This window comes from Variovorax brevis (genome assembly GCF_030317105.1).
Classification (GTDB): Bacteria; Pseudomonadota; Gammaproteobacteria; order Burkholderiales; family Burkholderiaceae_C; genus Variovorax; species Variovorax brevis.
The window spans coordinates 50,996-71,337 of record NZ_JASZYG010000023.1; the positions used below are offsets into that span (position 1 = coordinate 50,996).

Genomic DNA, 20,342 nt, shown 5'->3' on the forward strand with positions numbered 1-20,342 from the left:
GCGTTCGTTGCGTCGTGTGTGCCTGTTACTACTGAAGCTGCATCCCGCGCGAAGGCGGCGCATCGCCGTCGATGCGCACGTCGGCCGCGTCACGGATGCGCGCCTGCTCGCCCATCCATGCCACCCAGCCCAGCCGCGGTTCGTTGCCCTTGTGCCGCCCCAGGCGCATGGCGGGCACCTCTTCTTTCTTGAGGATCAGTTCAGCGTCCCAATACAGCTCGTCGCCGAGCAACTGTTGCATCCAGCGTTGCAGCTCGACGCGCGCGTTGCCGATCGGCAGAAAGCTTTTGTAGCGCTGCAGCGTGAGCGGCCCGACGTGCAGCCGCACGCGGTGCTGGCGGTCCCAGGTGCGACGTCCCAGCATGGCGCCCATGCCCATGGCACACGATGCATCGCGGCGGCCGAGCCGCGTCAGCTCTTCGGTGGGCAAGCGCATCCAGTGGCCGACCCACGGCTCCAGCCTGAAGGGCACGCCGAAGTACTGGCACAGCACGGCCTCGACGCTTTCCGCGTTGTGGACGCGCCGCGTGAGCCAGCCGGAAAAATGCAGCCGGGCATCGTCAGGAATTTCATCGCGCTGCTGCCGCGTCGCGGTGCCGATGCCCACGAGCGCACCCACGCGGCGGCGAAAGGCGTCTTCCTCCGGCCGGTCCAGCCCGACGGCGGGGCGCGACTGCGCCCATGCGCGATAGAAGTGCAGCGCAAAGCGGTGCGAGAACACATCGAGGAACGCCAGCCACGTCGGGTCGCCATGGTTCTTGGTGCGCTCGCGAATGAAATCGCTCATGTGCACCGGCAATGGCCCGTTCGGCCCGAGGTAGCCAAAGAATTCCTGCCGGATGCGCGGCGGCGAGTGCTCGGTCGCGGGCTCGAAGCGGGTCAGGCTCGCGGGTGCAAAGGACAGCGATGGCTCCTGCCCCACGCGCACCGGCTCGGCGCTTGGCAGCAGCGCATGGCCCCAGCGCGGCGTGTGTGTGCTCATCGCCTCCAGGCGACGCATCACGGCGAAGAAGTCAAATGCCCACGGCTGGTCAGAGATCGAATGCAGATGCTGGCCCACGCTGCCCTGGCGCGGCGCCGGCGCAGCCTCGGCCCGCGCCTTGTCCGCGAGCAGTTCATGCACTAGAGGATCTGGCGAGTCCCGCACATCGGCCTCCATCGCATGATCTCGCCGCGGCCCTGCACCGCGAGCACCGTTTCCACGAAATGATTGACCTCCACATGCCGCGCAAGGAAGCGGTTCATCACGGCGCCGAACAGGAATGCACTGTGGCCGTGGAAGGCATTGCGGTCGACTTCCAGCGTCACTTCCAGTCCCCGGCCGAATGCGATGGGGCCGGCCAGCGGCAAGCGGCGCGCAATCGGCTTGCACTTGACCGACAGCAGCCCGCGCACCTGCGCCTGCCGCACGTCATCGGCATGCACCGCATACAGCATGAGCATTTCACGCAAGGCCGCCGCGCCCTGCTGCGGCGTGCTGTCCGACAGCGACAGATAGTTGAGCGCCAGATGGTCGACCACGCGCCAGCCCAGCCCCTGGCTGATGACCGGCGACACCGGCCGCGACGGCCCGCGCACCATGCGCACGCGCTGCACCGGAAAGGAGTCGACGCAATCGAAATCGTTGTCGCGGCCCAGCGGCATCAACAGCGGCAGGTCGCGGTTGGTGACCATCGCCGTCACCGCCAGCTGGCGCATCGTGTTGGGATAAGGCGCCTGCTGCGGATCGACGATCTGCATGTACACCTCGGAGCCGATGTGGCTGCTGCGATGGCCTTCGGTGCGCTGCCTCACCGACTGCATGCGCGGTTCACGCGTGGTGGTGTAGTAGGCCGGGTGTGCATGGCGGCTGCCGTGGAAGGCCGCGTAGAAGGGCAGGAATTTCTGCTCCACCGCATCGTCCACGCCGGGGCTGCCGTGGCCCACCACCTCCGTGACCGTGTGTACTTCGAAGTCTTGCGGACGCGTGCGGTCAGGCACCAGGTGGAACTGGCTCACGCCTTCGTTCACCGCCACGCGGTCCAGGCGCTTGCTGAAGAGGTTGACGGCGGGCACGCAGTGCAGTTGCACGCTGTCCTTGGTCAGCAATTTTTCAAGGTCGCCATCGCCGCGCGAGAACAGCACGATGATTTCCACGTACGGGACCGGCATCGTGGCAAGCACGCGCTTCAAGCCGCTGATGCGCGCAAACTGGAAGCGCTGCGGAAAGGCGAAGTACTCCTGCACCAGCCGATGGCCCGAGAAGCCCGTGGCGGTGACGGGCAGCAGTGCCTCGTCTTCCTCGAAGCCGACGGCACTCACGGCACTGCCGGGCAGGCTTTGCAACGCGCGGCTCGCGGTGCCGGTGGTCTGGCCCTTGTCGCCCAATGGTTGCACCAGCACGCCCAGCGGCTTGCCCAGCAGGCACTCGTGCAGGCGCCACGCCACGTCTTCGCCGCCGCCCAGGTGCATCACCAGTTCGTCGATGGGAATCTGGTTGAAGTTGAGGCCGGCGGTGGCGTGCAGCGCAATACGCAAGCCGCCGCGGATCTCGCGCGAATCGGGGTGCTGGTTCAGCGGCAGGTCGGGCGCGTAGGTGAAGTACTGGATGCGCTCCACTTCGATGGGCCACACCCGCAGCGCCCGCGAGGTGCGGAACTCGCAATGCGTGTTCTGCCCCACGGCCTGCCGTGCGCGCAGGCCGCTGCCGCGCGGCAGGGCCGGGCCGGTGGCCAGTCCGGCATCGTCGGGGTCGGCCAGCATCGACACCACCACCATCGAAGGCGTGGGCGCCATGAACTGCGGATAGACGATGTCCAGCAGGTGCCCCGTGAAGCGCGGGTATTCGGCGTCGAGCTTGAGGCCCACGCGGGCGGACAGGAAGGCCGTGGCTTCGATCAGTCGCTCGACATAGGGGTCGGCCACTTCCTGTCCATCGACCGGGATGCTCAGGCGCCGCGCAATCTTCGGAAAGGCCAGCGCGAACTCGGCGGAGCTTTCGCGGAAGTAGCGAAGTTCCTGTTCGTACAGGCCGAGCAGCCGCGGGTCCATGTTGTTCCCTTACGGCGATTCTTCGATTTCGATCCGGCCTTCCTCCAAGTCGATGCGGCTTCGCATCAGGAACTCCAAAGGCACGGGTTGCGCCCACAGCATGCCGCGAATCTGCAGGCCGATGCGGTTGTGGGATTCCAGTGCCGAGCCTTCCATGACGAGTTCCACTTCGAGTGTTCGGGGCAGGATGCGAGGCTCGAACTGCAGGATCGCGTTCTTCAAAGCCTGTTCCATGCTGACACGCTGAACCGATGACGTGAACTGTCCAGACAGCATAGGCAATCCGTAATTGAGCACCGAGCGTGCCGCGTTCGGGTAGCGCTTGTCGTCGTACGGCAGCCCGTAGCTCGTCGCGTTGAAGAGCCACGTCAGGTCGCGCAGCACGGCTTGGCGCAGCGCCTGCTTGGTGAGCGTTCGCTTGTCGTCGCTCTCGCGCTTTTCGGTGGGCGCGTTGTCGATCAGGCGATCGAGCAGCGAAGGCTGCAGACGCTCCTGCGCGATGAGCTCAGCCATGGGCATCGCCCGCTGGCTGCTGCGCCGCGTCCTGCGGCGCTTCGTCGGCGTCGCCGCTGTCGGCAAAGAGGATCTCGCGCACGTCCATCAAGGCATGGTCGCCCGCGTCGCTGCTCCACATGCGCTGGCCGACGCCCGCCCACACTTCAGGATGCAGCTCGCGCCACTCGGTCTTGCGTGCCAGCTGCAGCGCGCCGTCTTCGCTTTTCTCGGAGCCTTCATAGCGCGTCGGCACCAGCGCGAGTGCTTGGCCGCCGTTCTCGAACTGCAGGTGCGCGGGCAGCCACACGAAGTCGCGCAGGTCTTCGGGTTCGTCGAACTTGATCTCCGACAAACGCGCAAAGGGCACCCAGTAATAGCGGCCGTTGATGTACGCCTCCAGGACAGGGCCAAGGCGCATATCCGCATCGGCGAGCCATTCGAAGGGCTGGCCGTCGATGGTGCCGGCGCTGGCCGGTGCGGCATCGAAAGCGCGCTGGCGCAGGTCTTCGGCCATCTGCGCCTCGCCCATGCCGTGGCGCAGCAGCGATTCGATGAGCAGGGCCAGCCACTCGTCGGGCTGGCCGAAGATCATCGGCGTGCGCTTGCCGGCAAAGACGTCGGCGCGCACGCCTTCGCACTTGATGGCCTCGCCGTAGACCTGCTTCATCGGCACGGCCAGCGCATCGAGTTCCGCGGCCACGCCGAGCTGGTTGAGCGCGCGGTCCCATTTGCCGACCACGCACAACAGTTGCGCCATGAAGACGCGCAGCTTGCTGTCGCCCGGCTTGGCCTTGATCTCTTCGGTGAGCGCCTTGAGCGCACCGGCCGGGTCGCCGGCCTGGAGGAGTTCTGCGGAGCGTGTCATGACTTGCCTTTCATGCCTCGGAGAAGACGCAACTGCGCACCGCACCGCGTTGGCCGGTGTTCTTCTGCGGCGCCGACTTGATCTCGATCTTGCGGTAGTTGAAGTAGATGATTTCGCAAGGCTTCTTGGGTTTGCCGCCCGTCAGGATGCAGTGCGTGCGCACACGCACGCCTTCCATGACGAACTCCAGCGAAGGCTGCTGGTCCTTGGAGCTGTCGCCGCCCGCCTTGAAGACCGACAGCGTCACCTTGGCCTCGCTGTCCTGGTTCTTCAGCATGCTCGAGATCGATGCCGTGGCCGCGTCGCATTCGCGCACGACGATCATCGTGGACGAACGCACCTTGCCCTTGCTCGCGCCGGGCGGCGTGATGACCTCCGCCAGGTAGCTGTAGCCGGCGATGTCCATGCGCTGCTTGCCGTCTTCATAGGTGCGATCGGACTCGCCTTCCACCACGGCGCCCTTGTTCTCGATCAGCATCACGAAGTCGTTTCCGGACTCGCCCGACATGTGGTCCAGCAATCGCAGGGCCTCGTCGGGGTCCAGGGTTCCATCCAGTGTCCAGCTCATGTGCGTTCTCCCTCTATGAAAAAAAGTGGGTTAGCGGTCGGATGTCCAGCCCACCAGCGCGCTGTAGACCTGCCGCTGCCGGTCAGGCTGCAACTGGCCGCGAACGCGCAGGTCGGGCATGGTGTCGGGGGCGTTGGCGCCAAACAGGCGCGGTGCGCTGAAGGGCGAAGCCGGCGTGGCGACGACCAGCACGCGGCCCCCGCGCGACGCGCCGAGCCAGGGCAGTTCAAAGCGCTTGGCAGACGGCGCGTCGCGCGTGCCGCGCTCGAAGCGGTTGGTCTCGCTGATGGCTTGCGGAAACACCTGGCGGATGACGCCGGTGGCATCGACGCCGACGATCACGAGGTCCAGCGACTGGCCGCTGGTGTTGCGCACCATGAGCATGGCGCGCTCGCCGTCGTTCATCGGCGGCTGGGGCGCGGCGGCGGCCTGCAGGGCGGGCATGCTGCGCACGAGCTTGTCGCCGTTCCACACTTCAATCGTGGCTTCGAAGCCATCGAGTCGTCCGTCCTGCGCCAGCGTGTTCAGGCGCGCCAGCCATTTCAGCTCGGCCAGCGACACGAGTTGCCGTCGCAGTTCGGCGGCGTCCGTGGTCATCAGCGGAGTCTTCGACGCATCGCCCAGCAGCGCTGCCAGCGTGGGCGACAGCACCTCGATGCCTTGCGCCGTCCAGCGCACGTCCGCATCGCTGCCGGCGCGCACTGCACGAATGGCGGCGGGATACGCTAGGCTCAGCCCACGCGGCAGGTTGCGATCGGTCTGCACGCGCAGCACCACCGAGGGCGGATCGCTGAGCGGCGACACGGCCCAAACGGTGGCGTCGGCCAGGTCCGCCAAGGCAGCCGGCACCTGCACGCGCGCACTCGCCAGGTCGACGGCGTCCAGCCGCGCATTGCCGCTGCGCACATTGCCATCGGCCAGCGTGGCGGACACGCGCACGTCCTGCTGCGGCTCCAGCCCGTCGAGCTGACCCACGGTGAGCGCAAGGCTCGCGCCCGTGCGCCGCGCCGGCCACGCAGGGCGCGTGGACAGCGGCGCCGGCGCGTTGGCGAACAGCGGCGCATCCAGGTTGCCCTCGGCCACTGGCGAGGGCAATTCACGCTGCGGAAAGCGCGCCTCCAGCTCCGCGATGACGGGCGGATAGAGCGACACCACGTCGTTGTACAGATCGCGAAAGGTCGCCGGCCTGCGCGACAGCGACTCGGTCACCGCCCAGGTGAGCAGCCCCTGCGGACGCGCCGTGCGGTCGTTGCGCGGCAGGCGCAGTTCGGGCGTGACCTGATGGCTCTCCGATGCGAAGAAGGCCACGTAGCGCGCACGCGGCACCGGCGCCACCGGCGGCGCGGCCATCTCGACCGGCGCGGGTGCGGCGCCGATGCTGCTGCGCGCCAGTTCATCGACCTTCACGCCGCGAAAGCGCACTTCGTCGTCGGCGGGGCCGGGGTCGGCCTGCATGCGGCCGGGCACGCCGCGCGTCATCGATGCTGCAGAGCAGGTGTCGAACAGGGCCCACACGAACACGTCGCGCGCCAGGAAGGCCTGGATCCAGCCATCGAAATCGACGTCGCGCATGCCACCCGAAAGCGCTTGGCCCGCGGCAGCGCCCATGCGTGCATCGCGCGCCAGGAAGTTCTCGGCCAGCCCGTCTGGCTCCTGGTAGCGCTTGGCGTTGTCGCGCAGGCGCGTGCCGTGGCCGGAAAAGTAAAGCACCACGAAGTCGCCGCTGCGCGACTGGTCCAGCAGGCGCGCCAACGAATCGCGGATCTGCTGGGCATCGGGCAGTCCGGCAGCGCCCACGCCATCGGCCAGCACCGTGATGTCGCCCGACGCAAAGCCCTGCTTGGCCAGCGCCTGCCGCATCAGGATCACGTCGTTGCGCGGCGCCTGCAGCCACAGCGACTGCGGCTGGTTCGCCAGCTCCGACACGCCCACCAGCAAGGCACGCTGCGTTGCGCCTGCCCCCACCCCGCTTGCCAGAAGCAACCAGATGAAGAGGTGACGCAACAGGGCTTGCATGGCGGTCTCGTCGGTTCAGGGCGGTGCCACGGTTTCAACCAGCGGGGAGGCGTCCAGCGTGGCGCTGCTCTTTGCCGGATCGGGCACGCGCAGGTACCACGCGCCGCGCGCATCGGGGCCGGCGACCACGTCGGCGTTGATCGAGCGCAGCAGGCGCACCGACTCATCCACGCTCACGCCGCTCTTCCACGTCACGACCAGGTCGACCGAAGGGCTGCCCGCTTCGGCCACCGGCGCGCCGCCGCGAAAGAGCACGTCCTCGGGTTCGCTGAGCGTGTTGCCGCTGAACAAGCCCACGTTCTGCACCACCACCACGAGCGCCAGCACCGCGAAGGCCGGGCGCACGAACGCATCGGCGCTGAACCAGCGGCGAATGCGCGTCCACATGCCTGCGCTGTCGTCGTCTGCATCGCTGCTGTGGCTCGCGGGTCTTGCCGGCTGCGCCTGTGCCAGCACGCTCGGCGGCGTGTGCGACGCTGCCACGGCCTGCGGCGCTGCTGCAGCCTGCGGCGCCACGCGCGGTGCACCACTGACACGCGCCGCGGCGTCGCGGTAGAGCGACTGGTAGTCGATGCGCGGATCGTCCCCGCCCAGCGGCGTGCCGGACAGCACAGAAAACACACCGCTCACCGTACGCAGCGCGATGTGGCCGGGGGCAGGCTCGATGGCGGGCGGCGCGCCGTGGATCGACTCGTCGTACACCGCGCGAATGGCAGCGAGCCGCGTGGCCGACACCTCGCCCTGCACGCGCGCCAGCCAGTGCGGCGACTGGCGGATCGCCACCGGGTTCCACGCCTGCACCACGCCGAAAAGCGGCTCGAAGGGCTCGTCCTCGGGCTCCAGCAGCACGTCGAAGGCGCCGGCCCAGTCGGCCTCGCTCGCGGCCATCCAGCCTTCCCACAAATCGCCTGCCAGGTTCTTGTCGAGCAGCACGCCCAGCATGCGTCCTTCGTGGACGATGCTCACCAGGCGACCCGGCGCCCAGCGTGCGTTGAAGGCGCGCGCCGCCACGTCTTCGCGGCGGCGCGCGAGTTCGGTCAGGGGCAGCATCAGGTCGTGCGATGCGCCCCCTTCGGTCGGTTGCGGGGCGGTTTCACCCCGGTGCAATGTGACGATGGCGCCCTCGTTGTCGTTTTTCGCTGGCATCGCGCTGTCGGATGCCGGTTCAAGATGGCTTCGGATGACGCTGATCGGGGGCCATAGTTCGATGGGCATACTTGAATCCTGTGGTCTAGCCCTAAGAAGACGCTTCAGCGCCCAGGATTTTGAAAACTTGCAGGATCGCGTCCATGTTGTCCGGCGCGATCGCGATGCCCAGCGAGTGCTGGATCCAGTGGCCCAGCCGGGTCTTGGCGTAGTCCGCCGGCAGCCCTTCCCGCTTGTGCACGAGGCCCAGCCGCCCCGCACGGTAGTGATACGAGGCGATGGCGTGGCGCGACGCAATGCCCGACATGCCGCCCTCCGCCTCGCGCCCGAAGCCCTCGCACACCAGGATGCGCTCGGGCTCCTCCAGCGCGGCAATGAAGGCGCGCGCCGATGCCTGCACCGCCTCGAATGACAGCCCGTGCTCCGCCAGGCAGGCCTCCGGCGCCTCGTGCACGCCGACGTAAGCCTCCACCTGCGCCTCGGTGATCTGGTCCCCGATCGACAGCTTGCGGCGGAAGGAACTCGCGCGCGTGCAGTCGATGAGGTAGCGGCGGAAGTAGGCGCACAGCGCATAGGCACTCGAAGGGGCGCTGTGGTTGTCGTCCTCGGCCGCGGCGTGCCTGCCGTTTTCAGGCGTTTCGTCGGGGTCGGCGTCCAGGCGCAGCACCTTCACGTAGATGAACTGCGCCACCAGTTCCTGCCGACCTTCGCCCAGCACCTGAAGTTCCGGCGGCGAGCAGGTGCGCAGCGCCTCGCCGACGATGGCATACATGCGCCCCATGTCGACGGACGACAGCGAATGCCGGCGTCGCCAGAGGCGAACGAGCTCGGTGCTTTCGATGGTCGAGAGGGTGTCTTGCATGGCTATGAAGCGCACGGGATGCGGCCGCCGCCGGGCCGCCCCAAGGCGAGCCGCGCCCCCTCCCCGGGAGGTGGCGAAGCACACGCAGTGGCAAGCCGGGAGGCAGTCATGTCAGTCGTCGACACAGCTCTCGTTGTCAGGCACCAGGCACTGCGGCAGATTGGCGCCCACCGCACCGCCGCGCGTACGAATCGCACCCGAGGTCGAGGCTTGGGCCACCGCGAGTCCGCGCGGCAGCAGGATCCACAGCTGCCCGCGCTCCTTCATGCGGCGCGCCTCGCTGGCCGCTTGCTGTCCGTTGCCGAAGAAATAGTCCGCTCGCACCGCGCCGCGAATGGCGCCGCCGGTGTCCTGCGCGATGGTCAGGCGCTGCATCGGGTTGCCCGTGCCGGGCGAGCGCGTGGAGACGAACACCGGGTAGCCCAGCGGTGTGGCGCGCGGATCGACCGCAATCGAGCGGCCTGCCGACAGCGGCACCCCGAATGCGCCCACCGGTCCGCCCGTGTTCTGCAACGATTCCTTGAAGAAGACGTAGCTCGGGTCCTTGATGCCCGAACCGGTGACCGTTCCCGACACCTTGCGACCCGGCACCACGACCGCGCCGACGTCCACCGGCCGCGCCAGCGTGAAGCCGCGCACGCGGATCGCACTGGTGTCGATGCTGTCGTCATCGTCGTCATCCGGGTCGAGTTCGATTGCGCCGCCGCGCGTGCGGATCGCACTCTTGGGCTTGCCGTCCGGGCCCTGCGCCAGCGTGGGGCGGAAGGGCTGGCCGTTCTGTTCCGCATAGGCCAGGCGAATGGTGTCGCCATTGGACAGGCGCACGCGGCCCGAGCCCTGGATCTGCATTTCATACAGCGCGGTGGCGTTGCTCACGAAGGCGAGCACCCGGGCATTGGGCGCGCCGCGCGTTTCGATCTCCTCGCGCGTGTAGTAGGGCAGCAGGCGCCGGCCTTCGACGCGCAGGCGGATCTTTCGGTCCAGCGTGTCGCGCGAAATGGCCGAGAGGTCCAGCGCATAGAGGCCGGGTGCGCCCATGTCGCGGGTGCTCAGGCCTTGCTGCACGATCACGTCGCGCCCCTGCACCTTGGCGGCGACGCTGGTGGCACCTGCAGGCAGCTTGCGCCCATCCAGGAAGAGCATGTCTTCGGGCGTGCCGTACACCGGGTAGATGTAGGGCGGCGCATAGTTGCGGCTGCCCTGGATCTCCGGTTCGAAATAGCCGGTGACCACGCCGTCTTGCCGGCGGTCGTCGTCGCGGATGGAATAGGCCGTGAACTCGCGCTCGAAGAAGGCGCGGATCGCGACGTTGTTCTTGGCATCGACCGCGCGGGCACGGTCGCAGATCTGCTTCCACTCCGCCCCGCGGCCGGTCAGCACCTTGCAACTGCCGAGGAAGGCGGGCCAGGTCTCCGCGAAATCGTCACGCACCCAGCCCGGCACCGCGTCGAAGCCGACCGAGGTGTAGGTCGCCAGTTGCGTCGAGAAGGTGCGCGACTGCCCTGCCACGCTGGCGCCCAGCGGCGCACTGCCGCCCACGCGCGGAGACGCGCCTGAAGGGGACGAAGCGGTGGACGCAGCCGGCGTGCCGATCTGCACCGGCGCCTGCTGAGTAGCGGACGGCGTGGGCGCCGCGGGGGCTCCGCTTGCAGTCGATGCGGCAGGCGGCGGCGGTGCAGCGGTGGATTGCGGCGCCGGCGCCGACGCGCAACCGGCCAGCGACGCAACCATTGCGCCCGCCAGCCACGCACGCTGCGCGGCCGTCATGCGGGCCATGGGGAAGTGTTGTGAATGTGATGTCATGTAGGACTCCCTGTCGAATGAGGTCAGCGGTCCGGCGGACCCTGCTCTTGCAGACGATTACTTCTCGACGATTCTGAAATTGCCAACGCCATAGACGTCGTTGCAAGCCGTGTTGGGCGGGCACACCGCCTGGCCCAGCAGGGGGGCCGGACCGGTGCCCCGCGAGGCTTCGAGCGCTGCCAGCGCCGGCAGCGGAAATCGCGGGAACACGCCTTCGCTTTGCATGCCCGCTTGCGTGAAGTCGCGCTCGTGCTCGCTCACCAGCACCGCGAACTGGTTGGTGCCCGCCGGCCCGCCCGAGTCCATGGGCCACGAGGCGCGCGGCAGCGACAGCGGCGTGTTCGGCGCGATCTTGTTGTACTTGTCCAGCAGGTTCGGAAAGAGCAGGAACATCTCGTTGCCGGTGGACAGCAGGAACACATACACATAGCCCGCGCGGTTGCTGCGCACTTCGAAGCCCAGCTTGTCCTTGCCGATGCTCACTTCGGCCTTGCGCGGCGTCGCCGTGACGACGAAGCCTGGCGCGGCGCCGTTGGCCAGCGACTTGAGCGAATCGCTGGGCGAGACGGGCGGGATGACGACGGGCTTCTCTGGCTGGGTCGGTGGTGATGGGGGTGGCGTCACCTGCCCTGCGATCTTGTCGTCCGGCGGTTGGGGGCCGGCAACGGGCGGCCTGGATTCCTGTTGCGCGATGTCGACCGGCTTGTCCTTGCCCTGCTGCGACCACCACCATGCGCCGCCGCCGGCCACCGCCACCAGCACCGCCGCCGCGATGGCCACCAGCTTGCCCTTGCCGCCGCCGCCGTCGTCTTCGGGAGTTTTCCCGGGCACGGTCGTGGGCGGTGCGGACTGCAGGAAGGTCTTCTCCTCTCCCTGCCGCGAGGGGCGCACGACGGGCGCCGACACGATCACCGTCGCGCCGCCATCAAAGCCCAGCAGGGTGCGCATCTGCGCCATCGATTGCGGACGCGACTCCGGCCGCACGCCGAGGCCCGCGTCGATGGTGGTCAACAGTTGCTCGCTGTAGCGCGCGCGCAAGGCCTCGTTGCCGGTGAGCGGCACATAGCTGTCCGACAGCAGCCGCGCCACCGAAGGCGGCGGTGCGCGGCCCGTGACCGCCACGTGCATCACGGCGGCCAGCGCATACACGTCGGTCCACGCGCCTTGCGACATGTCGGGCATCTCGGCGTATTGCTCGATGGGTGCATACCCCGGCTTGAGGATGACGGTGATCGCCTGCGTCTTGTCGGTGATCACCCGGCGCGCGGCACCGAAGTCCAGCAGCACCGGCCGGCCCGAATCGGCCAGCAGGATGATGTTGTCGGGCGCGATGTCGCGGTGGTAGCAACGCGCCGCGTGCATCACCGACAGGGCCTGCGTCACGCCGTCCACGATGTTCAGCAACCAGCGCTCGTCCACGCCGCCGGTCATGGTGGCCAGCGCCTGGCGCATCGTGTCGCCGCGGTAGAACGGCATGGCCATGTAGGCCGTGCCGCGCTCCTGCCAGAAGCGCAGCACTTTCAGCAGCGACGGGTGGTCGAACTGCGCCAGCAGCTTGGCCTCGTTGATGAAGCTGCGCATGCCCAGGTCGAAGGTGTCCTTGGTGCGTTCCGAGAGCGGCACGACGGTGCCGCCGGCCTGGCGCATCGACAGCGACACGGGCAGGTATTCCTTGACGGCCACCACGCGTTCCAGGTCGGTGTCCCACGCTTCGTACACCACGCCGAAACCGCCCTGGCCGACGATGCGCGTCACCTCGAATTCGGAGATGCGGCTGCCCACGGGGAGCAGCGACGCATCCGCGGCCTGCGGCGACGCGCGATTGGCGGGCGGCATGGTGGACACGACCGTGGCGGGGGTTGCGAGCAGGGTGGCCGGGTCTTCGGTCGCGCCGGCGCCGTGGATCAGCGTGGCGTCCGCGGCATCGCCCTTGGCGGCCGCCGCGGGTGCGGGTGCCGCTGCGGGTGCCGGTGCCGGTGCCGGTGCGCCAGTGATGACCTGCGTCGGGTCCAGGTCGTCGCCCATGGCGTCGTCGTTGCGGCCGGTGCTGTTCACGGCTGCTCCTCATGCCCCGCCGCGTAGCCGAACAGCGTTTCGAACTGCTCGTCTTGCGGCAGGCCCTGGGTGCTCATGGCCTGCCCTGTTTCGGCCGCGGGATCGGTGAACCACAGCGACTGGCCGAACTCGGGCAATGCCATCTCGGCCTCGTCGCTCTGCTCCTGCAGCGACGGGGCGGCCTGCTCGACGCTGAAGCTCTGCAACAGCAAGGCCTCGAAGCGCGACGCGTCCAGATCCTTGTCGAGGCCGTCGACGGCCACCTGCGCCGCCATCACGAACCAGCGTTGCGCACGGCTGAGCACATCGCCGCGCAACTCGGCCGGCGCCCACACGAGCTCATCGACGATGGTGAAGGGAAAGTAGCGCCCGACCGAATCGACCGAAGGCATCAGCACGCCGATCCACGAGGGCTCGCCGATCACGCCGTCGCCCAGCACGAAGCACCACAGCGGCGCCTTGAGATAGCGATCGGTCCAATCTTCATGGCGCGCCCGCAGTTGGGCCAGGCCGTTCTGCAGCCACCGGTCCCACGCCTGGCGGAAGGCGTCCGGCACGCGTCGATGCGCGAAGTCCCCCATGCCCGGCAACTTGCCGTACCAGCCGGGCAGGATGTCCGGAACAGGCACATCACGCTCACTCATGCCAACCCCTCTTTGCGCGGAACACCGCGGAACCGGCTTTGCCGGGCCGCTGGTGTTGCCCCCGGCAGGGGGTTGGAGGCCACACGAAGTGGGCAAGCCTGGGGGCGAGCAATAGTCCTCCGGGCCGCTGGTGTTGCCCCCGGCAGGGGATTGGAGGCCACACGAAGTGGGCAAGCCTGGGGGCGAGCATTTACAACCCTTGGGGACACGCGAACTCCCGCAACTCTTTCAGGCGGATCGGATGCTGCACGCTGTTCGTCGTGACTTCGAAGCGCGCGCGGCGGGCGCCGACCTGGAAGGTGATGAAGAATTTCTCGGGCGCGGCGCCGGCCTCGAGCGCGCCGTCATCCAGCACGCGGAACAAGGCCCAAGGCCCGGTGACCGACTGCCCCGAGGGACCGGAGGCCGATGGCGGGTTCACCTCCAGCCGCACCAGGTTGCTGCCCTTCGGACCGGGCCACTGGATGGTCATCGGCACCACAGGACCGTGCGAGTACTTCACGAGTTGCCCGTCCACGTCGAGCGTGAACTGCGTGATGTTCTCGTCCATTTCCACCGGCTTGAAGTCCAGCCGCATCGCCGGTCCGCCCGGCCCGCCGCGGAAGAAGATGTCCTTGATGCGCGCCGCGCGCTCGAACTGCGCAAGCGCCTGCGTGGTCACCGCCCCGCGGTCGGCCACCGGCTTGTAGCGCCACGGCGTGGAGCTGGTGTCGACCAGTTCGGCCAGGCGCTTCTGGAAGAAGCTGTCCATCAATCCACCCGGTCCGAACATCTGGCCGAAGTCCGCCGGCAGCACATCGTTCTTGCTGCTTTGCACGAAGGGATAGCGGCCGGCGATGGCGCGGGTGCAGAAGTCCGTCACCGGCTTCAAGTCCGAGCTGAGGTTGCCGCGCTCGGCGGCGCTGGCCTGCACGGCGCCGGCTTGGCTCAAGTTCTCGACCATCGAGCGCATCGGCTCGGGCAGCCGCGCAGCCGCGCCCTTGAGCTTGCCGGCCGTGTCGCCCGGCGGCATCGAGGCCTTGGCCTTGACCGCCGTGTCGACCGCCACGAGGTACACGTTCACGTCGTTGAAGAGCTTGAGCGTGTCGTCCAGCGGCGCAGGCGCCCCCGGCACCGCTGACACGACCTGCTGGCGCAGCAACGCAAAGCGGTCGTCCACGATGCTCTCGATGCGCTTGCCCGGCGCTACCACCTGAGTCTTGTCGGCAGTGCCGAGCAGCTCTTCAAGACCCTTGCGCGTGTTGCGCACGGTCTCGGTGGCCTTGCTCACCACGCTGTTGGTCTCGGCCGGAATGAGCGTCGTCTCCTTGACCACGGCGCGCATGAAGAGTGCCAGCGGCGAGTTCGCGCCCGAGAGGATGCGCGAGATCTCGATGCTCTTGTCCAGTTGCGTGGTGCGCACCAGCCGCACGTCGGCCAGAAGGGCTTCCCACACCTTCACGTATTCCTCGAGATACAGGCGCCGCACGCGGTCGGTGAGCACGCCCAGTTGCGCCGCGTCCTGCAGCCGCCTGGCCGCGTTGCGGTCTTCGCCGAGCACCCACGGCTCTTCGCTGGCCAGCAGCGTGGTGACCACCACCACCTCGGCCTGGAAGCGCTTGTGATAGCCGTCATAAGTGAACACGCCCGGGATGCCCTCGGTGAGCGGCTTGCCGCTGATGCGCTCGAACACCAGCGGCCCGGAGGGGCCTGCGGCGTTGGCGATGGTGAAAGGCGGAATGTCCTTGCCGAGATTCTTGCGCTTGAGGCGGCTGAACACGCGCTGCTCCAGCGGGTAGCTGGCGAGCAGGGCGCGCACGCTGCGCACCAGGTTCTCGTCCATCTTGAGCGGCGAGCGCGGCGGGCCTTGCGCAAAGAGCACGTCGAGCTGGTCTTCCAGCAGCTTGCGCTGGTCTTCGGGTACGCCGCGGTCGATGCTGCGCGACCAGTCGAGCGTGATCCATGCCTTGAGCGCGTCGGCGTCGAAGTACTTCGGATCCATCAGCATGACGTAGCTCTTGAGCGCCTCGTAGGTGAACTCGAGGTTGTCCTTCTGCGCGGTGCGCAACTGGTCTTCCACGCGCTTGGCCACTTGCGGGAGGAAGACTTCGTTGAGCGAGCGCTGGTACGCAAGCCGTGCAGCGGCGTCGAGCTTGTCGCCCTGGTAGAGGCCGAGCGTCATCGACAGTGGCTCGTCGCCGTCGCGGTTTTCAGGCGTGCGCCAGACGTTGCGCAAGCCCTGCAACACCGGCGCCACCTGCACGAGGTTCTGCACGCGTGCTGGCAGCGTGGCCAGCGTTTCGCGTGCGGGTTTGACACGGGCCTCGACGGCATCGAGGTAGCGCTCGTTCTGCCACGCGCTGTAGCCCCAGGCCGCCAGCAACAGCGCCGTCACGGCCATCATTCCGAACACCGCGGCAAAGCGCATCGTGTTGCGCTTGCGCTCGAACTTCAGGTCGGCGCCGGCCAGGCGCTGCTCGGGAAACACGACCTCCTTGAGCAGCGAGGTGATGAAGTAGCTGCGCCCGGTGCTCTTTTGCGGCGGCAGTTGCGCACGTTCGAGGCTGAAGGTGCGCGCAAGGCTGCCCATCACGCGGTCGATGGGGCTGCCCTGCTGCGTGGCGCTGGTGAAGTACACGCCGCGCACCCACGGCGGCTGTGCAAAGCGCGAGCCGGTGAAGACCTGTTCCAGCAAGTCCGACAGCAAGGGACCGACCGCGCCGAACTGCGCCGGAAAGCCGAAGATGGCCGCACGCCGCGCGCCATCCGGCTCGCGCTGCATGCGTGCAATCACGCCTTCGTTGACGCGCTTGTGCAGCAGGCTGAACTCGCGGTTGAAGGTTGCGCCGATGCCCTGCTCCGTCACCTTGGCGCCCTCTTCGGTGGAGAGCGTGAAGCCGAACACCTGTGCGCGCTGTTCCTTGCCGAGTTCGTCGAAGTATTCGGAAAAGCCGTAGAGCAGGTCGCCCATGGTGACGAGCACGTAGACCGGCAAGCGCGTCGTGAGCTTGGCGTCCAGTTCAAGCAGGCGCGCGCGGATCTGCGCTGCCAGCGTGGTGCGCGCTTCGGTGCCCTGAGTCAACAGGTCGCCCACGCTCACGGTGAGGAACACGCCGTTGAGCGGTCGGCGCGGGCGCACTTTTTTCAAGAGGCCCAGGAAGCCTTCCCACGCGCTCTTGTCCTCGGCCTGATGGCTGTCCTGCGTGGTGTAGCGGCCGGCCGTGTCGATGAGCACCGCGTCGTCAGTGAACCACCAGTCGCAGTTGCGCGTGCCGCCCACGCCCTTGATGGCGCCCGCGCCGAACTTCTCGGCCAGCGGAAACGAGAGGCCCGAGTTGATGAGCGCCGTGGTCTTGCCCGCGCCCGGTGCGCCGATGAACACGTACCACGGCAAGTCGTAGAGGTAGTTGCCGCCCGACAGCGACAGCCAGTCGCGCAAGCCCGGCTTCTTTCCGGCGGCATGCAGGCGCATCTGCTTGAGCGTGGCGACGGCGTCCGTGAAGCGCTCATCGAGAATCTTTTGCTCGGCGCTGACTTCTTTTTCTGCCTTGGCCGCGACCGGCGCCTTCATGAGGGTGGCAGTCAGGTGCTGGCTCGCCTTGCGCGCGCGGAAGCTGCGCAGCAACACGCGCAGCAGCACCAGCAGCACGATGACGCCGATGGTGATCTGGCGCGACAACTCGCTGGCCAGCGGCTCCTTCTCGCCCACCTTGATGGACGGGCCGATCCACCAGATCAGATAGCTGATGACCAGCAGTGCCAGCAGCGTGAGCAGCAGCGGATTGAAGATCCACCCGAAGATCTTCTTGATCATTTCTTCACCCCCGCTGCGGCAAGGTCGGCGGCGACCTGTTCGGGCGGACTGAGCAGCACGATGTCCACACGCCGGTTGCGCGCCCGATTGACCGGCGTGTCATTGGCCGCAACCGGCTCCTGGTCGGCCTTGCCATCGGACTTCATGCGGGCCGGATCCACCACGGTCGAAAGCGCGCCCTTCACCGCATCGGCGCGCGCGGCCGACAGATGCCAGTTGGACGGATAGCGCATCGAGCGGATCGGCTGGTTGTCGGAATGGCCGGTGATGAGCACCTCGCCCTTGACCTCGGCCAGCGCCTGCCCGACGCGATTGAGCACCGGCAGCGACTGCGCCATCGGCTCCGCGCTGCCCGATGCAAAGAGGCTGTCGCCACGCAAGCGCACGGTGCTGCGATCGGCCTCGTCGGTGACGGTCACCAAGCCTGCCTTGACTTCGGGCTCGAGGAACTTGGCCAGCCGCGGCGCCTTGGCCGGGATGACGACGGCCGGCGGTGCGATCTGCAGGTTGGGCACGCGCAGCCCGGACACCTGCGCATAGGTCTGGTCCGACCGGTTGTTGAGCATCATGCGCAGCCCGAACCACGCCAGCGCCAAGATCAGCAGGAACAGCACGCCGAACACCCACAGCGGCAGCGACTCGCGCAGCCGTACCGTGCCCGCGCCCTCGCCGCGCCAGTGCGGCGACAGTTCGGCTTCCACCACCGGCCGGTCCTTGGCAATGAGGTCGGCCAGCCGCTGCCGCACGCTGTCGAGTTGGCCGCGGCCGTTGGGGATGACGCGATAGCGCCCTTCGAAGCCCAGCGCCAGCACGCTGTAGATGAGTTCCAGCAGCTGGCGATGCGTGGGCACGTCTTGCGCCAGCTTGGCCAGCAGCTGGAACACCTTCTCGCCGCCCTGCGCCTCGTTGTGGAACTGCACGAGCAGGCTCTGGTGGTTCCAGCCGGCCTGCACGCCCCAGGGCGTGTTGGACACCGCTTCGTCGAGCGCGGTGCACAGCACATAGCGCGCGGCCAGCACCGTCTCGTTGCCGACGCCGGCGCGGCGCGCGTTGGCGTCGAACTGGTTCACCGCATCGGCCGCCGAGGAACGCAGCGCGGCCACGTCACGCGGCTGCACGAGGTTGCGCAGCTTGCCGATGAGCATCAGCAGGCGGCCTGCGGCAGACACCAGCGGATTGAGCAGGCCCAAGTCGGTGCTGTCGGCCGGCGATGCCGATTCGAAGGCACTGCCTGTCATCGCAGTCATCGTCGCCGGCGAAGGCGCGTTGGCGGACGAAGGCCGCGGCTTGGGTTTGATGACGGTGCGCTCGGATTCGTATGCAGCAAAAGGATCGTCTGGAGTGGTGGCCATGACGTTCACCCCTGTCTAATCGCCCAAAACGCCAGCTCGAGTCCGGGAAAGTCGCCCGCCACGTGCATCGCCACGCCGCCCGATTGCTCCAGCTGTCGCCAGAGATCGCTGTTGCGCGTTTCAAGCTCGAAGTAGCTGGCGCCCGCGTGAAACGGGATCTGCCGCGGCGCGACGGGCAGCGGCGTCAGCACCACGCCCGGCAGCGCCTGGGTCACCAGTTCGCGAATGCGTTCGACCGGCCCAATGGTGACTTGCGTCGGAAAGCGCGCACGCAGTGCCTCGCTGGGCATGTTGGCATTGGCGGCGAGCACGAAGATGGCCGAGCGCTGCAACTCCACGTTCTTGATGACGGCCACATGGACCTTGTTCTTGCGGTCGTGCAGTTCGATGCGTACGGCCGGCCGCTCGAACACGATGGAGAAGCTGCGCCGCAGGTCTTCCATGACGGGCCTGAAACTCAGCGCCAGGTCGTCGTGCACATAAGGCCCGAACTTGGTCGTGCGCCGCGAGTCGCGAAAGGTGATGAGGTCACCGGCCAGCGAGAGCGCATGCTCGAAGAAGTGCTGCGGGTGCACCATCGCGCTGCGTTGCAGGTGCGCGAACACGGCCTCTTGCCGGTTGATGGTTTGCAGCATCAGGAAGTCGGCGATCTCGGCGACGCCGCCCGTGCCGCCGGGCGTGAGCGAGCCGACGAGTTCATTGCCGCGCTGGCGCAGCAGGCCGATCAGTTCGTCCAGCCATGACTTGACGAGCGCATGTCCTGCGACGTCGAGCAGCGGCGGCACGAAGTGGCGGTCGAGCTGCACCTGGTTGTCCACGCGCCGTTCGACGACGCGTGCGATCTTGAGGGTGGTCCACGCGTCGGTTGCATCGCTGGCACGCAGCAGGCGCGTGTGCAGCTTGCCCAGCTGCAGCATGGCACTGCGTTCGCCGGCGGTGTTGGAGTCGGGCACGTCGACTTCCATGACGCGGTGCCGCACGAGGTCTTCGAAGGTTTCGGCGTCGGCCTCGCGGGCGCCGGCGCGGCGAAGCGGCAGTGCGAGCACGACGGCTTCGTCGCGCATGGTGGCCGGGATGTCGATGGCTTCAGGCAGGGGGTCGACAGCGGGCATGTCGAAGGGCGTGCCGTCGCCGAACACGCCGACGGCGCGCACGAGCGCGAGCTTGCCCAGCGCGAGCGCAGCGGTGTCGATCTCCAGCTCGGCCACGCCCCATGCATAGGGCGTGGTGGAACGAAGGAGCAGATGCCGTGCGTATTCGGCGTGGCGCTCGCTTTGCTGCAGGTGCTGGGGCTGCAAAAGCATCCCCTCGCTCCAAACCACTTTTGTCCGCCAGCTCATCCGCGCGCTCCGTCCTTCAAAGCAGGGGTGCCAGAAACTTCAAGTTTCCGGCGCTTGCGGGCGGCGGCAAATCCACCTAACGGCCTAGGAGTCCCTTAATGAGACTAAGGCGAAGGGACTAGGGGTTTGGGTGCGGCCTGGTTTTCTTGGGGGCGGGGTTGAAACAGTTGCCTGTGGTGGTGGGGCGGCGTCGGCGGGCGGTATGCCTGTGGTCGGCTGACGCCTGCGGTCCTTCGGACTTCGCTGCTGGTACTCACGACAGGCGGGGTCCGCAGAACTCGGTCCACTGCGTGGCCCTCAAACAGCTGCGGCCCTTTTCCCGCCTGTCGCTCCGTTCCTCGCCGCAGGCTCAACAGCCGCCCACAGGCATACC

14 protein-coding genes are annotated in these 20,342 nt (G+C 67.8%); all 14 read right to left on the reverse strand.

Annotated elements, in window-relative coordinates:
- Positions 1 to 28: 28 nt before the first annotated feature.
- Positions 29 to 1,123, reverse strand: coding sequence for a type VI secretion system baseplate subunit TssG (gene tssG / locus QTI66_RS34520; RefSeq protein WP_286564887.1), 1,095 nt, complete (start codon positions 1,121 to 1,123; stop codon positions 29 to 31).
- Entirely contained in the window at positions 1,123 to 3,030 is a 1,908-nt protein-coding gene (tssF, locus tag QTI66_RS34525) for a type VI secretion system baseplate subunit TssF (RefSeq protein ID WP_286564888.1), read from the reverse strand. The genes tssG and tssF overlap by 1 nt, the downstream gene beginning before the upstream one ends.
- Positions 3,031 to 3,039: 9 nt before the next feature.
- Positions 3,040 to 3,543, reverse strand: a complete 504-nt coding sequence (tssE, locus tag QTI66_RS34530) for a type VI secretion system baseplate subunit TssE (RefSeq protein WP_286564889.1) — start codon at positions 3,541 to 3,543, stop codon at positions 3,040 to 3,042.
- The gene (locus QTI66_RS34535) at positions 3,536 to 4,390 is read right to left on the reverse strand and encodes a type VI secretion system accessory protein TagJ (protein ID WP_286564890.1); all 855 of its coding nucleotides are present in this window, start codon (positions 4,388 to 4,390) and stop codon (positions 3,536 to 3,538) included. The genes tssE and QTI66_RS34535 overlap by 8 nt, the downstream gene beginning before the upstream one ends.
- A 10-nt stretch (positions 4,391 to 4,400) precedes the next feature.
- Positions 4,401 to 4,958 carry a type VI secretion system tube protein Hcp gene (locus QTI66_RS34540; RefSeq protein ID WP_286564891.1) on the reverse strand — a complete coding sequence of 186 codons (558 nt, stop codon included), beginning with the start codon at positions 4,956 to 4,958 and terminating at the stop codon, positions 4,401 to 4,403.
- 30 nt (positions 4,959 to 4,988) lie between these two features.
- Complete coding sequence (locus QTI66_RS34545; RefSeq protein WP_286564892.1) at positions 4,989 to 6,974, reverse strand: caspase family protein; 1,986 nt, start codon at positions 6,972 to 6,974, stop codon at positions 4,989 to 4,991.
- A 15-nt stretch (positions 6,975 to 6,989) separates the two neighbouring features.
- The gene (locus QTI66_RS34550) at positions 6,990 to 8,120 is read right to left on the reverse strand and encodes a hypothetical protein (protein WP_286564893.1); all 1,131 of its coding nucleotides are present in this window, start codon (positions 8,118 to 8,120) and stop codon (positions 6,990 to 6,992) included.
- A 91-nt stretch (positions 8,121 to 8,211) separates the two neighbouring features.
- Positions 8,212 to 8,982, reverse strand: coding sequence for a hypothetical protein (locus tag QTI66_RS34555; protein WP_286564894.1), 771 nt, complete (start codon positions 8,980 to 8,982; stop codon positions 8,212 to 8,214).
- A gap of 111 nt (positions 8,983 to 9,093) precedes the next feature.
- Positions 9,094 to 10,785 carry a murein transglycosylase A gene (gene mltA, locus QTI66_RS34560; RefSeq protein ID WP_286564895.1) on the reverse strand — a complete coding sequence of 564 codons (1,692 nt, stop codon included), beginning with the start codon at positions 10,783 to 10,785 and terminating at the stop codon, positions 9,094 to 9,096.
- A gap of 57 nt (positions 10,786 to 10,842) precedes the next feature.
- Complete coding sequence (locus tag QTI66_RS34565; RefSeq protein ID WP_286564896.1) at positions 10,843 to 12,840, reverse strand: serine/threonine-protein kinase; 1,998 nt, start codon at positions 12,838 to 12,840, stop codon at positions 10,843 to 10,845.
- Positions 12,837 to 13,484 carry a type VI secretion system-associated protein TagF gene (gene tagF / locus QTI66_RS34570; protein ID WP_286564897.1) on the reverse strand — a complete coding sequence of 216 codons (648 nt, stop codon included), beginning with the start codon at positions 13,482 to 13,484 and terminating at the stop codon, positions 12,837 to 12,839. Before tagF ends, QTI66_RS34565 begins: the two co-directional genes overlap by 4 nt.
- 190 nt (positions 13,485 to 13,674) lie before the next feature.
- Positions 13,675 to 17,277 carry a type VI secretion system membrane subunit TssM gene (gene tssM / locus QTI66_RS34575; RefSeq protein WP_286564898.1) on the reverse strand — a complete coding sequence of 1,201 codons (3,603 nt, stop codon included), beginning with the start codon at positions 17,275 to 17,277 and terminating at the stop codon, positions 13,675 to 13,677.
- The gene (locus QTI66_RS34580) at positions 17,274 to 18,629 is read right to left on the reverse strand and encodes a DotU family type VI secretion system protein (protein WP_286564899.1); all 1,356 of its coding nucleotides are present in this window, start codon (positions 18,627 to 18,629) and stop codon (positions 17,274 to 17,276) included. The genes tssM and QTI66_RS34580 overlap by 4 nt, the downstream gene beginning before the upstream one ends.
- Before the next feature lie 5 nt (positions 18,630 to 18,634).
- Entirely contained in the window at positions 18,635 to 19,969 is a 1,335-nt protein-coding gene (gene tssK, locus QTI66_RS34585; protein WP_286564900.1) for a type VI secretion system baseplate subunit TssK, read from the reverse strand.
- Positions 19,970 to 20,342 lie beyond the last annotated feature (373 nt).

Bases quoted from the DNA above. Each gene is read 5' to 3' on its own strand.
- tssM (WP_286564898.1), bottom strand. From the start codon at position 17,277: ATGATCAAGAAGATCTTCGGGTGGATCTTCAATCCGCTGCTGCTCACG.
- mltA (WP_286564895.1), bottom strand. From the start codon at position 10,785: ATGACATCACATTCACAACACTTCCCCATGGCCCGCATGACGGCCGCG.
- QTI66_RS34555 (WP_286564894.1), bottom strand. From the start codon at position 8,982: ATGCAAGACACCCTCTCGACCATCGAAAGCACCGAGCTCGTTCGCCTC.
- tssF (WP_286564888.1), bottom strand. From the start codon at position 3,030: ATGGACCCGCGGCTGCTCGGCCTGTACGAACAGGAACTTCGCTACTTC.
- QTI66_RS34550 (WP_286564893.1), bottom strand. From the start codon at position 8,120: ATGCCAGCGAAAAACGACAACGAGGGCGCCATCGTCACATTGCACCGG.
- QTI66_RS34540 (WP_286564891.1), bottom strand. From the start codon at position 4,958: ATGAGCTGGACACTGGATGGAACCCTGGACCCCGACGAGGCCCTGCGA.
- tagF (WP_286564897.1), bottom strand. From the start codon at position 13,484: ATGAGTGAGCGTGATGTGCCTGTTCCGGACATCCTGCCCGGCTGGTAC.
- QTI66_RS34535 (WP_286564890.1), bottom strand. From the start codon at position 4,390: ATGACACGCTCCGCAGAACTCCTCCAGGCCGGCGACCCGGCCGGTGCG.
- QTI66_RS34580 (WP_286564899.1), bottom strand. From the start codon at position 18,629: ATGGCCACCACTCCAGACGATCCTTTTGCTGCATACGAATCCGAGCGC.
- tssK (WP_286564900.1), bottom strand. From the start codon at position 19,969: ATGAGCTGGCGGACAAAAGTGGTTTGGAGCGAGGGGATGCTTTTGCAG.
- tssE (WP_286564889.1), bottom strand. From the start codon at position 3,543: ATGGCTGAGCTCATCGCGCAGGAGCGTCTGCAGCCTTCGCTGCTCGAT.
- QTI66_RS34545 (WP_286564892.1), bottom strand. From the start codon at position 6,974: ATGCAAGCCCTGTTGCGTCACCTCTTCATCTGGTTGCTTCTGGCAAGC.